The organism is Psychroflexus gondwanensis ACAM 44 (genome assembly GCF_000355905.1).
GTDB classification, from domain to species: Bacteria; Bacteroidota; Bacteroidia; order Flavobacteriales; family Flavobacteriaceae; genus Psychroflexus; species Psychroflexus gondwanensis.
On the sequence record NZ_APLF01000004.1, the window covers coordinates 372871 to 386722 of the forward strand.

Annotated in this window: 12 protein-coding genes; all 12 read right to left on the reverse strand. The window is 37.0% G+C overall.

Annotation, left to right across the window (positions count from 1 at the left end; translation table 11 throughout):
- Positions 1–57: 57 nt before the first annotated feature.
- The 12 genes from paaD to alaS all read right to left on the reverse strand — a co-directional run bounded on the left by paaD (position 58) and on the right by alaS (position 13751).
- Positions 58–555 (reverse strand): 1,2-phenylacetyl-CoA epoxidase subunit PaaD, encoded by a 498-nt coding sequence (paaD, locus tag PGOND44_RS05490; protein ID WP_040555814.1) that lies wholly within the window; start codon positions 553–555, stop codon positions 58–60.
- An 89-nt stretch (positions 556–644) separates the two neighbouring features.
- Complete coding sequence (gene paaC / locus PGOND44_RS05495; RefSeq protein WP_003437693.1) at positions 645–1400, reverse strand: 1,2-phenylacetyl-CoA epoxidase subunit PaaC; 756 nt, start codon at positions 1398–1400, stop codon at positions 645–647.
- 39 nt (positions 1401–1439) lie between these two features.
- The gene (gene paaB, locus PGOND44_RS05500) at positions 1440–1724 is read right to left on the reverse strand and encodes a 1,2-phenylacetyl-CoA epoxidase subunit PaaB (RefSeq protein ID WP_003437695.1); all 285 of its coding nucleotides are present in this window, start codon (positions 1722–1724) and stop codon (positions 1440–1442) included.
- Between the two features lie 46 nt (positions 1725–1770).
- Positions 1771–2754 (reverse strand): 1,2-phenylacetyl-CoA epoxidase subunit PaaA, encoded by a 984-nt coding sequence (gene paaA, locus PGOND44_RS05505; protein ID WP_003437699.1) that lies wholly within the window; start codon positions 2752–2754, stop codon positions 1771–1773.
- A 72-nt stretch (positions 2755–2826) separates the two neighbouring features.
- The gene (locus PGOND44_RS05510; RefSeq protein WP_003437702.1) at positions 2827–3900 is read right to left on the reverse strand and encodes a 2Fe-2S iron-sulfur cluster-binding protein; all 1074 of its coding nucleotides are present in this window, start codon (positions 3898–3900) and stop codon (positions 2827–2829) included.
- Positions 3901–3994: 94 nt separating this feature from the next.
- The gene (locus tag PGOND44_RS05515) at positions 3995–4552 is read right to left on the reverse strand and encodes a nitroreductase family protein (protein ID WP_003437704.1); all 558 of its coding nucleotides are present in this window, start codon (positions 4550–4552) and stop codon (positions 3995–3997) included.
- 12 nt (positions 4553–4564) lie between these two features.
- Complete coding sequence (locus PGOND44_RS05520; protein ID WP_040555815.1) at positions 4565–5707, reverse strand: DegT/DnrJ/EryC1/StrS family aminotransferase; 1143 nt, start codon at positions 5705–5707, stop codon at positions 4565–4567.
- Between the two features lie 10 nt (positions 5708–5717).
- Positions 5718–6284 (reverse strand): sugar transferase, encoded by a 567-nt coding sequence (locus PGOND44_RS05525; RefSeq protein WP_003437710.1) that lies wholly within the window; start codon positions 6282–6284, stop codon positions 5718–5720.
- An 85-nt stretch (positions 6285–6369) separates the two neighbouring features.
- A complete protein-coding gene (locus tag PGOND44_RS05530) occupies positions 6370–9498 on the reverse strand; it encodes a T9SS type A sorting domain-containing protein (protein WP_003437712.1) in 3129 nt (1042 codons plus the stop codon).
- Between the two features lie 83 nt (positions 9499–9581).
- The gene (locus PGOND44_RS05535; protein WP_003437714.1) at positions 9582–10157 is read right to left on the reverse strand and encodes a TetR/AcrR family transcriptional regulator; all 576 of its coding nucleotides are present in this window, start codon (positions 10155–10157) and stop codon (positions 9582–9584) included.
- Positions 10158–10163: 6 nt separating this feature from the next.
- Positions 10164–11117: a GSCFA domain-containing protein gene (locus PGOND44_RS05540; RefSeq protein ID WP_003437739.1), complete on the reverse strand. Its 954-nt coding sequence runs from the start codon at positions 11115–11117 to the stop codon at positions 10164–10166.
- A gap of 15 nt (positions 11118–11132) precedes the next feature.
- Positions 11133–13751 (reverse strand): alanine--tRNA ligase, encoded by a 2619-nt coding sequence (gene alaS / locus PGOND44_RS05545; protein WP_003437742.1) that lies wholly within the window; start codon positions 13749–13751, stop codon positions 11133–11135.
- Between the last annotated feature and the right edge of the window lie 101 nt (positions 13752–13852).

The following is a 13852-nucleotide window of genomic DNA, read 5'->3' on the forward strand; positions in this document are numbered from 1 at the left end:
CGAAAGCGCGACCCCTCTCCATAGCGATAGCGATGAGAGGGGAACCGCCAAATTCTTTTAAATTAGACATTTGAAATAGTCGAAAGTTTCTTCGCAATCCTCGCACTTAAACATAGCCTTGCAAGCCGTAGAGCCAAATTGACTTACCAATCTTGTATTCTTAGACTCACACTGAGGACAGGGGATTACCCGTTTGTTTCCTAATAAAGCCTCCTTATCTGAAGTGGCGTCCATAGGAGGGGCTATCCCATAATCTTTTAGAGCTTGTTTTCCTTCATCGGTCATCCAATCGGTAGTCCAAGCCGGAGATAAAATGAGTTTAACATTTGGAATATAACCGTTTTTCTTGAGTTCGGTTTTGATATCGTCTCCTATCACATCCATAGCTGGACAACCGCTGTAGGTTGGTGTAATCTCGACAAAAGCATTCTTACCCTCCAGATATGCAGACCTTACCACACCTAAGTCGATAATAGAAAGCACAGGAATTTCCGGATCCGGAACCGACTTGAGGATCGAAAAGAGTTCTGTATCTATGTGGACATCTTTAGTCAAAAGCTATAGTGAATTTAGAAGTTTATAAATAACGTCGCTGAATCAATATTTTTAATTTGGTGTATCCAACTCAATTTAAGACGTAAGACTTACCATTTCATATCTGGATAAGTACGCTGCATAAACTGCATGTCGGATAAAATATATCCCATATGTTCTGAATGTATTCCTTTTTTTCCTCCTTTTTGGAAATATTCTACCTCGGGGATTAGGAGTTTACATTCTTCAAGCAAACTCTTCACCATTGTATAATATTCAGATTTCAATGTTGAATTATCCACTCCAAAACCAGCATCAGCGACAACTTGGTCATCTTTTGTCATGTGAAACAATTCATCGGTAAACACCCATAAATCATTAACGGCCTGTTGAGTTTTTTGTTTACTTTCTTCGGTTCCATCTCCTAGTCTTTTCAACCAATCTCCTGAAAATCGCTTGTGATAAGACACTTCTTTTAAACTCTTTTTGGCGATAGCTTGAAAGTTGACATTCTTGGATTTCTCTAGTTCTTTTAAAAGTAAATAATGAAATACATCAAAGAAATACTGTCTAACAATGACATATGCGAAATCTGTATTTGGCTGTTCTACCAAGAGGACATTTTTATACTCTCTTTCTTTTCTTAAAAAAGCCACATCATCTTCAGTAATATCTTTTGGAGACAATTCGGCTACGTATTGATAGTAACTCCGAGTTTGCCCTATTAAATCCAAGGCTATATTTGTTAACGCAATATCGGTTTCCAAATTAGGCCCGTGACCACACAATTCTGAAATACGCTGACCTAAAATCATTGAGTTATCAGCGATACCATGGATATAATGTATTAAATTTTCATTTGTCATTTGATAGTGTCTTATAAATTTGAAGGAGAAAATACCTTTCTACATGTGTTCAATATCGTCTGGTAAGTCGTAGAATGTAGGATGGCGATATGCTTTATCTGTTGCGGGTTCAAACATTTCTCCATTATCGTCGGGATTGGAGGCTTTTATATTTTTGGATTCTACTACCCAAATACTTACTCCTTCATTTCTTCTCGTATAAACATCTCTCGCATTTTTGAGAGCCATGTCAGCATCTGGAGCATGTAAGCTTCCAAAATGGCGATGTTCTAAGCCATTTTTACTCCTTACAAATACTTCCCAAAGCGGCCAGTTCTTTTTCATACTCATTTTATTAAGAATCGATTTCTAGTCATCGTACTATTTTGACTTAAACAGCCTGTTTTGCGTCTTGACTTTCGGCTTGTTTTTCGGCATAGGCTAGAGCGGCATCTCTTACCCATTCTCCATTATCCCAGGCATTTTTTCTAGCGGAGATTCTCTCTTTATTACACATACCATGGCCTTTAACCACTTGCCAAAACTCCTCCCAGTCTATCTCTCCAAAATCATAATGACCCGTTTCGTTATTATATTTTAAATCTGAATCTGGGATGTTCAGGCCAATTATATCTGCTTGTGGTACCGTTTGGTCAATAAACTGTTGACGCAACTCATCATTCGTCTTACGTTTCAGTTTCCATATCATGGATTGCTCCGTGTGTGTAGATTGCTCATCGGTTGGACCAAGCATCATTAAAGCAGGCCACCACCAACGGTTCAAGGCATCTTGCGCCATGTCTTTTTGTTCTTGAGTTCCGTTACAAAGGGTCATCATGATCTCATAACCTTGTCTTTGGTGAAAACTCTCTTCTTTACAAACTCTCACCATTGCTCTGGCATAAGGTCCAAAAGAGGTGCTACAAAGCGGCACCTGATTAATAATGGCAGCGCCATCGACTAACCAGCCAATCGCACCCATATCTGCCCAGGTTAAAGTAGGGTAATTAAATATACTTGAGTATTTCGCTTTACCAGAATGCAACTGCTCGTAGAGTTCTTCTCTAGAAATTCCAAGAGTTTCACAAGCAGAATAAAGGTATAAACCATGACCTGCCTCATCTTGAACTTTAGCTAAAAGCGCTACTTTTCTTCTTAGTGACGGTGCACGTGAAATCCAATTTGCTTCTGGAAGCATTCCTACTATCTCAGAATGGGCATGCTGGGAAATTTGTCGAATATGTGTTTTTCTATATTTTTCTGGCATCCAGTCTTTTGGTTCAATCTTTTCGTCGCGTGCGATTTTAGCATCAAACATCTGTTCCAAACTACGGGTTTGGTCAGCATTAAAAATCTTCTTTTCTGTATGACTCATAGCGTTTAACTTTTAAAATTCGTTTTCACTTTATTCTTCTTTATAATCTGTTGATGTTTGACTATCTAAATTTTAGACATCAAAATCAACAGTAACTTTATCTGATGTTGGAACCGCTTGACAACTCAAAATATAATTTTGAGCCACTTCGTTTTTGTCTAGTGCATAATTAACCTTCATCTCCACATTGCCTTCCATCACTTTACATTTACAGGTGCTACACACACCCCCTTTACAAGCGAAGGGTAAATCTGCTCCAGCTGCTAAAGCAGCATCTAAAATATTATCAAAGTCCTTGGTCATTGCAAAGTGAAACTCTTTCCCACCATCTAAAATAGTGATTTGAGTGCCATCTATCCTTTTGGCCATTGCTGCTTCTGTACGCTTCTTATCTTCTTCAGAAAGACCAGTTACAAAAAGTTCATAATGAATATGATCTTTACTTAATCCCAAAGCAGACAATTCATCACGGATCATAAAAATCATCTTCTCAGGTCCACAGATAAAAGTCTCATCGACTTGCTCAATATCAAATACCGTATTGGCTAAAGTTTGAATTTTCTCTGGTGTAAATCTTCCGTTGAGAAGCTCTATATCCCGTTGCTCTCTCGTCAAAAAATAGAAAATTTCAACTCTTCCAAAATACCGATTTCGCAATTGTTCTATTTCTTCTTTAAATATAATGGATTTTGCATTCTTATTTAAATAAAACAGCTTACAATTTGCTTTTGGCTCTTTGGCAAGGTGAGTTTTAAGCATTGACAGGACGGGAGTGATTCCGCTACCAGCTGCAAAAAATAAAAATGTTTTTTCTTTATGATCGTCCACCTCAACTCCAAAGTCCCCGCTCGGCGGCATGACTTCCAAAACATCATTAGCCTTCAACTCTTCATTCACAAAAGTTGAAAATTTACCTTCAAATATTTGCTTAACGGCTACTTTCCATTCGTCATCCACAGGACTCGAACACAAAGAGTAAGTCCGCCTAACGTCTTCTCCGTTGATATCCTTTTTTAAAGTTAAATGTTGACCCTGCTGGTATCGAAATTCATTCTTTAACTCCGCGGGAATATCGAAAGTTACTACTGAACACTCTTCAGTCTCCTTGTAAACTTCTTTTACCTTAATCGGAAAAAAACTAGCCATTAATTATTAATTTATAAACAAAACTAACGATTGTTAGTTTATTAATAGAAAAATTGATGTTAAAATATATATAGTCTAGAAGAGATAATACTAGCTACAGGTACTCCACTTTAGCGTCGATAGAAGATTTCCTCATTCCTTGTGGGAGTTCGCCATCTAGTTTTCCCATATAGAAAAAACCTAAGCAGCTTTCACCTTCGTTAAAGTTGAAGAATTCATCCAAATGGTTGATAAGAGAAGGGGAACTCCAATACGCACCAATTTCTAGTGCTGTACAAGCAAGCCACATATTCTGAACAGCCATGGCAACTGCAGAAATTTCTTCCCATTCTGGAGGCACCCCTTTTGAGTTTTTTTGAATACAAATAGCTATAACCGTATGGGAATTTTCAAATTTGGAACTGATTTTCTTATTTTTAAAAGGAGAAGGCTTATCCTCTAATTCTGCATTTTTTCCTATAAGATAATCAGCAAGTTTCAACCTGCTTTCTCCTTGCATAACTTTAAACCTCCACGGTTCGGTGTTTTTATGGTTTGGAGCCCAATTGGCAGATTCCAAAATTTTTTGCAACTCTTCCTCTGTAATAGGCTGCTTATTATATTGGTTTGGTGAGACTGTTCGTCTTTGCTGAATAAGTTCAAAAATATCCATATTCCATTTATTTTAAAAAATTTCTAGAATCGCTTTCTTAATTCGTGTTCTGTCTTCATCGCTAAGATTGGATCCTGATGGTAAGCACAAGCCTCTCTCGAATAAGTGTTCTGCCACTTGGCCACCATAAAAGGGCATTTTTTCGAAAACAGGCTGTAAGTGCATCGGTTTCCAAAGTGGACGGCTTTCGATGTTATATTGGTCTAAATGCAAACGAAGATCTTCTCGACTTATCCCCTTTGTAAGCTCTGGGTGAACTGTAATAGCAGATAACCAATGGTTACTGAAAAAATGATCATCAGGCTCGGTAAAGACCTCAACTCCTTCAATAGTTTCGAATATCGACTTATAAAAGTGAAACATCTTTCTTCTCAGCCCGACATGCTCATCCAGAACTTTCATTTGTCCACGACCAATGCCAGCTGAAATGTTACTCATTCGGTAATTGAATCCAATTTCAGAATGTTGATAATGTGGTGCAGCATCCCTAGCTTGAGTCGAATAAAATACTGTTTTATCTTTAGCGAACTTCGTATGACATACCAACGCGCCTCCACCAGAAGTCGTAATGATTTTATTCCCATTGAAGGAAAGCGCTGCAAACTCACCAAACGTCCCACAGTTTCTGGATTTGTAAGTGGACCCTAAAGATTCCGCAGCATCCTCAATAATAGGAATACTATATTTCTGAGCAACAGCCGCTACCTCATCAACTTTATAAGGCATCCCATATAAATGAACTGGGATAATAGCTTTAGGCTTTTTACCTTTAGATATTCTATCTACAATAGCCTCTTCTAAAGCTTTGGGACAAATATTCCAGGTTGAAATTTCGCTGTCTACAAAAATAGGAGTTGCCCCTTGATACATAATAGGGTTTGCAGATCCACAAAAGGTAAAACTTTGGCAAATCACCTCATCTCCACGACTCACTCCTAGCTGGACTAAAGCCAAATGAATCGCTGCTGTACCACTGCTTAAGACTCCAATATGCTTATCATTTCCAAGATACTGTTGTAAGTCTTCTTCAAATCCATTGACGTTTGGACCTAAAGGAGCAATCCAATTTTCTTCAAAAGCTTTTGCAACAAACTCTTGTTCTTGGCCTCCCATATGTGGAGAGGATAACCATATTTTTGATAATTCTGAAGACATTGACTTTAGATTAGTTGTGGAATGGTAAAAGTATTGTTTTTATAAGAATGTTTAGGTCAAATACAAACGAAACCTCTTTGTAATAGTGAAGATTTAACTCTACTTTTTTAGGGAACAAGACTTCGTCATTATAGGCCAATGGATTGCTTTGCTGAGCAAGAATTTCTTCTTCGTTTGCAAATTGTAAAGACGCTAGACCCGTGATTCCAGGTTTCAATTGAAGGATCAAACGGTTTTCCTCGGTCAATTTATCGTAATACCCAGGAATATCTGGCCGTGGTCCAACAAGACTCATATCTCCTTTTATAACATTGAAAAGTTGTGGAAGTTCATCAACTTTTGTTTTCCGCAAAGCCTTCAAAAAAGCATTATTAGAATTATTGGTTTTGATTGTTTTAAACTTATACACTGTAAAATACTCCCCAAACTGCCCTACTCGAGTTTGATAAAAAACAGGATTGGAGGCATGGATAAGAAAAAGAATGACGTAGATTAAAATCAAAAATGGAAGCAGGATTATTAATCCAAAAAGGCTTAAAAATACATCCAAAATAGGCTTTCCAAACTTTAAATACATTCGACTAAAATAAACAAAGCTTTTTACAAACAATAAAGGTCTCAAAATAAGATTGAGACCTTTAATTTAAAGAATATAATTGTGTTTAATTTTTAATGAAGCGCTTTGTTGTAGTTCCCCGTTCAGTTTCAATTTTGACTAAATAAACACCCGTACTCAATGTCCTGGTATTTATTTGAATTCCTTTACCTGCTTCGATTAAATCTAAATTTATTTTTTGACCTATTACTGAATAAAGCTCAAGGTTGACGATTGGATTATCAGTTTCACTATCAATATTTAAAATATCATTTACTGGGTTTGGATGTAACTTGATTGACTTCGTTAAACTAAAGTCATCCTGACTTAAGGTTACTGGAAACAACATCAATTGAAATCTAGTTTGATCTACACTTCCCTCAATAGAACTATCTACTGTGTAATTGTATGACATTCCATTCGTTACTTCAATCTCATCTTGAAGATATTTGTCAATAAGAATTAACTTTTTCTCTTCTGGCATATGATCAAAATAAAAAGCAAGGGTATACTCTATTTGCTTATAATTAGCTATAGCCAATTGAATTTTCTCTTCGTCTTCGGGAAGCTTTCTTTTATCTATAGATAAGATCTTTTCATTATAAATTACTAAGTTTTCACCTGAGTTTATGAATTTGTCTGCATCTTCATCTGAAGGTGAAGTTGTAAAATCATCTGAAAACCTTAATCCTGCCGCATCTGCTTCCATTGATTCATTAAAAAAATCTTGAGCTCTATAAAGTCTTATGTTTAAGTATGCAAGATTATTTTTAGATAAGATTTCTGGTTGTGGTTCGCTAGAAGCGATAGCATTTGGCGAAAACGTCAAGCTAGAAGAGCCACTTAAAGTTTCATTATTTTTTACAAAAAAGGCCTGACCTGGAATTAAAAACTTACTAGCATCTGAACTTGAAGGGTCTGGAGCTGTACCTGATGGATCCACAGTAACGTACCCCCCTTTGCCATTATTACCTTCTATTCTAGCATCCCAGATATAAAGAAAATTGGTAAGCTCCGTAGTTACAAGTTGTGCAAAGTCAACAACAGCTTGATAGGGATTTGCAACAAAACTAAATTTATCACTTACCTGAGATAAAGCTGGGAGTTGGTTACCTGTTGTGAGTTCACCGGATAGCATATTACCTTTAGATACCAAGGTTGTCGTTGAGGACTCGGCCTCATTATCTGTTAAATCTACACTTCTATCTCCTCTAACCAAAATCCTGTAAGGCTTACCAGCTTCCAATATATTAGTTGTGCTTGTAATTGCTTCCCATCCAGCTCCATTTGAAGGGTCAGAAATTTGATTATCATAAACAAATAATGAAGGGTTATTAGTTGTAGTTGCATCAAAGCCATTATTAGCGCCTCCAGCTCCTGTAATATGAGTATTTTGCTGCCACGAATTGGCAAAAGATTGTCCACCAACAGATGAACTCAATAATCTAAAAGCGCGTTTTGCGGGGATGTAACGTTCTACAGTAATATCTCCAACTATGTTCGAAGTGGTTTCATGAACTAGCTGTGCGCTTCCAGTAGCATCGCTTTTAAAAGTAAAATTACCGTTAACCACAAGGTTTCCAGTTACTTTTAAAATATTTGAAACATCTACAACAGCTTCACTTCCAACTTGAAAATCATTTGTGATTAATTCTTGATTTAAAGTTATGCTTCCATTTTCAACCAAGATATCATCATCACTTGTGGAAATGCCTATTGGTGATTCTGGGGTCCAAGCCCCATTATCAAAAGTATAATCAAAAGGTTTATTAATAATTTCACCATCTATTTTAACATCATCTATTCTAAATTGACCACCACCAGTGGTTGACCTTGAGCCGTTATCCCAGCCTTTTATTTCAACCCTAACTTCAGCTAAATTATCATAGCCAATTAACGACTCAGAAAATAGTGCTGGATCGCTCTCTGTTGCATCAAAAGTTGCAATTTCAGTTCCATTAATTTCTATAGTAATTGCTGATGGCCCAGCCCCCGTTACTTTCCATTCAAACGAAATGTTACTTAGATTTGCTCTATAACCAGCATCTGGCTTTAAAGTGAAAAAAAAGTTTTTTGCGACATCAGGTGACAATGCACCCCAACCACTATTTCCCTGAGCATAAGGTGTTCCAGACCCAGACCAAGCTCCTGTGGTACCATAATTTATAGAACCCGAAGAAATTGAAAAATCACTTAAAGCAGAGCTTGAAGGAATAAAAGAGGATGTATTTGAGTTACTGGTAAATTCATATAGAACAAAAGCGTCACCTAAAACCTGACCTTCTAAATAAACCCCTGTGGCATAAGAACCGCCGCCATTAATTGAAATCACATCACTGTAGCTAAAAATACTTAAGCCTTGCTTTAATCTTACAAAAACACTAGAAGATGAACCGTCGAAAGCAGTAAGTAAAATTTGATTTGAATAGGTTCCGTTTTCAGTTTGCGAAATTTCAAAATTTGATGATGTAGGAAGATAAATTATTACATCTGTTTCGTCTAAATTATTTCCTGAAATGGAAAATGATTGTGATGAAGACGGCCCTTGACCTTCTTGATAAATCAAATCATTCAAAGTCACGACTGATGCTTTCAAGCTTGCATCTGAGGTTGAGACTGGTGCAATACCAAAACCTTCTAAGCCATTAATTCCTCCAGGGTTTGAATTCACAGTTTCAAAACGTGTGCTGGGATCTGTAAACCCTGTTGTCGCACCTGTTATTATGTTATCTTTGAGCTGAATATTTTGGTCTGCAGTGGAAACTCCATTACCCGACCAGGCAGAGCCAGGGTCTGTTCCCGAGGTTCCAAACTGATCTATAATAGTACCACCATATTTTACAACTAAAGCATCGTTTCCATTAAAAGTGAAATTCTTGATAATAAATCTTACTGAATTTGCTATTGCTGATACCTCCATGTCGGAAGTACCAATTATTAAAACCTCGTCTACAGCTAGAGTACCAGTACTAACTATTTCCAAACTAGTAGGCGATGTTCCGTTAGTACCCTGCTCTATAACAAGATTATTTGTAGAAAAATTAAGTATCGCTCCAGTGTTATTCCAAATTTCTATACCTTTTGGAAACGTCCCAGGATTGGCATCCACATATTGACTTATAATTTGTCCCCAGCTTGCGTTAAAAAACAATAAAAAACAAATTAAAATACTTGATCTAAGTAAAGTTATTCTCATAAAGATTTCGATTAAGGTGTGTAGAATTAAAGCCACAAATTTATATTAATTAATTTGTTATAATGAACTTAGATATGTATAAATTAATTTAATTCACCAGAAACAATTCCTTTAAGCAAAATCTCTGTCATATCACTTTTCAATTGCCTACTATCAATTCCACTTCGTTTTCGGTACCAAGAATGCAATGTTCTTAGTGTAGATAACATTGAAAATAAAATAACTTCCACGTTTTTGGATTTCAATTCTTCACTTTCAACACCTTCAGAAATAATTACCCGTAAATCTTCTTCGTAAGCATTTCGCATTTTCAAAAAGATCTCATAATGTTCTCCTTCCAGATGCATCCAATCGTTATTGACGATAGCAATAGCCTCAGGGTTTTTAAGGGTTAGATCGATGTGATGATCTATAACCGCTTCCAAACGTGTTTTAGTATCCGTTTCAATTTGTTTTACTAGCTCCATTTCACGGGTAAAATAACGAGCAACATCCAATACAATATCTGCTAAAATCTCCTCTTTAGAAGAAATATGATTATATAAGCTAGCCGCTTTAAAGTCCATTACTTTGGCCAAATCTCGCATACTTACAGATTTGTAGCCTCGTTCTCTAAACAATGTTTTGGCAGTTTCTATAATTTCTTGCTTTCGAGTCATAGGGGTTTAGAATCTCATAAAAGAATACTTTTTAATAAGCTCTTCTTTAAATTTATATTGGTAAGCTCTCAATTTTGAGTCGGTTTTTCCAGAGGAATCCATAGGCCGATGTGCCAAGGACTTTTGAAGCTTTTCCACTTTAGCCATGTCCTCATAAATCCCTTCAGAAATAAAGCTATGCTTAAATTTTTCCCAGATCATATCAATAGCTAATTCACTAGGATGAATCAAATCTCGTTTGTAGAATCGATAATCCCGAAACTCGTCCATCATCAATTCATAAGACGGAAAATACTGAACTTTTGAAGATACCATCTCCTCAATAACAGAATGTAAAGCAGCTATTAAATGAGATTTGCTTCTTGAATTCTCTAGCATTCCATCCTTGATATGTCTTACAGGAGATACCGTAAAAATAATATTAACCTTTGGATTTATCTCCCGAATACAGGTAATAAGTCTAGACAAAATTTGATGTAACTCTACTACCGAAGTCAATTGCTTTTTGAACTCGGCTTGAGGAACTTTGTGGCAATTGGCTACAGGTAGACCTGAAGCTTTGTGCTTATAAATAAAGGCCGTACCTAGGGTAATAAGAATATGACTAGACTCTACACAAGCCGATTTAAGTTCTTTTCCTGCTGAATTTAATTCTGCTATAATTTCAGCTGAAGACTCCCTGCTTAATCTGGAATGCGCATAAAAAGAATGCCATTTTTGGTCCTGCTGAAATACATCCTCTACTGAAAAGAATTCGTTAGACAATGCTTTCTCCAAGACATTCAATAAGGCCTGCGGATGAAACAAGATACCAAATGGATTCTGTGTGGTTCTGAATTTATAATAGGTCAATTTATCACCGATATGTTCCGCAAAACAAGAGCCTAAACTCAAAAGCTTAGACTCGTAATCGAGTGGTGATGACGATAACTGTAGAGGGATTTCGGTGGTTAACTTCATCTATTTATTTTTTGATTACTTGCCTTCTACAATAGCCTTTGCCTCGGCTAAAGCTTGAGATATACCCTCTGGGTTTTTACCTCCAGCAGTGGCGAAAAAGGCTTGTCCGCCTCCACCGCCTTGAATATGCTTACCTAAATATTTTATAATTTTTCCAGCATTCCAACCCTTTGACTCCACAAGAGCCTTAGAAATATAGCAGGCCAGTAATGCCTTCCCATTTTGCTTCGACGCTAGCACTACAAATAAATCATTGCGTTCTCCTCCAAGCTGAAAGGCCAAATCCTTCATAGCATTTGCGTCCAAATTGACCTGATGAGCCAAAAATTGAATGCCATTTATGTCTTTCAGTTGAGATTGAAGTTCCGTTTTAACCTGCTTTAGCTTCAAGACATTCAACTGCTCAATCTCTTTTTTTAAGCTAGTATTTTCTTCCTGAAGAGATTCTACTGACTTCAAAATATCTTGTGGCTGATTCAGAATAGATTTTACTTGACTTAAAACCTCTGACTCTTTGGTCAAAAATTCTTTTGCAGCATCTGAGGTAATAGCCTCTATTCGTCTTATACCTGAGGCTACAGAAGCTTCGTTTTTGATGATAAAATGCCACAATTGGGAAGTATTCTCTACATGAGTTCCACCACAGAGCTCTTTGGAATTCCCAAATTTCACAAACCTAACAGTGTCACCGTATTTTTCACCAAATAAAGCAATGGCTCCTTTATCGATAGCTACAGCATAAGGAATATTGCGCTCTTCTTCAAAGGATAAATTTTCTTTGATTCTCGCATTCACGAAATTTTCAATAGCCTGCAGTTCTTCTTGAGTGAGTTTTGAAAAATGAGAAAAATCAAATCTTAAATAACCTGAATGCACCATAGAGCCTTTCTGCTCAACGTGTTTTCCTAAAATACTCCGCAAGGCTTGATGTAGCAAGTGAGTTGCAGTGTGGTTGGAAGCCGTTCTTTGACGCTGGTTTACATCGACCACCGCCTTAAAATCCTTTTGAAGATCTTTTGGCAAAGACTTGGTGATGTGTATAATTTGATTGTTTTCCTTTTTGGTATCAATCACAAAAACAGTATCGCCATTAGGGGTTTCCAGGTATCCTTTGTCCCCTACTTGACCGCCTCCTTCCGGATAAAATGGAGTAAGGTTAAATACCAACTGGTAGAGTTCTCCTTCTTTTTTGGAGGTTACCTTTCTATATTTAGTGATACTTACATTGGCTTCTGTATAATCGTATCCAATAAATTCTTCTTGATCATCGGTCTTTAAAACCACCCAATCACTAGAACTCGTTTGGGCAGCAGCTTTGGATCTTTGCTTTTGTTTCTGAAGCTCCTCCTCAAAGCCCTTTTGATCTAATTTGTAGCCTTTTTCACTCAAAATAAGAGTCGTTAAATCAATTGGAAATCCGAATGTGTCATAAAGCTCAAAGGCTTTTTGTCCACTTATTGTTTTGGAGGACGACTGGTTAACAATACTATCTAGTAATCCTAAGCCTTGTTCTAAGGTTTTCAAGAACGACTTTTCTTCCTCATGAATCACATTTTCACAAAGGTTTTTTTGAGAAATAAGCTCTGGAAAGGCCTCTCCCATTTGCTTAGATAATACATCTACAAGTTTGTAAATAAATGGGGTTTGGGTGTCTAAAAAGGTAAACCCATAACGAATAGCTCTTCTTAAAATCCGACGAATCACATACCCAGCACCAGTATTGCTAGGAAGCTGACCATCGGCAATTGCAAAAGCGACCGCACGAATGTGATCAGAAATAACCCGTATGGCGATGTCTATATCTTCGGTTTTTCCATAGGTAGCTCCTGTAATGGTTTCTATTTCTCGAATGAGCGGAGTAAAAACATCGGTATCGTAATTGGAAGTTTTCCCTTGCATCACCATACATAAACGTTCAAACCCCATCCCCGTGTCAATATGTTTAGCAGGAAGAGACTCCAGACTCCCGTCAGCCTTACGATTATACTGTATAAACACCAAGTTCCAAATTTCCACAACTTGCGGATGATCTCTATTCACTAAGTCCTTTCCAGGAATTTTCGCCTTTTCCTCTGCAGACCTCAAGTCAACGTGAATTTCTGATGCAGGTCCACAAGGTCCTTGGTCTCCCATTTCCCAGAAATTATCCTTTTTATCGCCCAATAAAATCTTATCCTCATTCACCAAAGCCTTCCATAAGTCATAAGCTTCAGTATCCTTTTGGAGACCATCAGCTTTATCCCCTTCGAAGATGGTGACATATAAATTATCTTTAGAAATCTCCAAGACGTCTGTTAAGAATTCCCAGGCCCAATCGATAGCTTCTTTTTTGAAATAATCCCCAAAACTCCAGTTACCAAGCATTTCGAACATAGTATGGTGGTAAGTGTCTTTTCCCACTTCTTCAAGATCGTTATGCTTACCACTGACTCTCAAACATTTTTGAGTGTCTGTCACCCTAGTTTCTTTGGGGGTGGAGTTTCCAAGAAAATAAGATTTAAAGGGGTTCATTCCCGCATTTGTAAACATAAGCGTGGGATCATCTTTAAGAACAATAGGTGCAGAATTCACTATGGCGTGAGATTTGCTTTCAAAAAATTCTAAAAACTGACGACGAAGAAGGGTTGATTTCATAAAGTCTCTAATGAATAAATTTTAAGATGTTTTAATTTTAAGCTATATTTGTAGGTTACAGACTAGTATTTTGCAACCTATTTGTGCAAAAATACTATAAA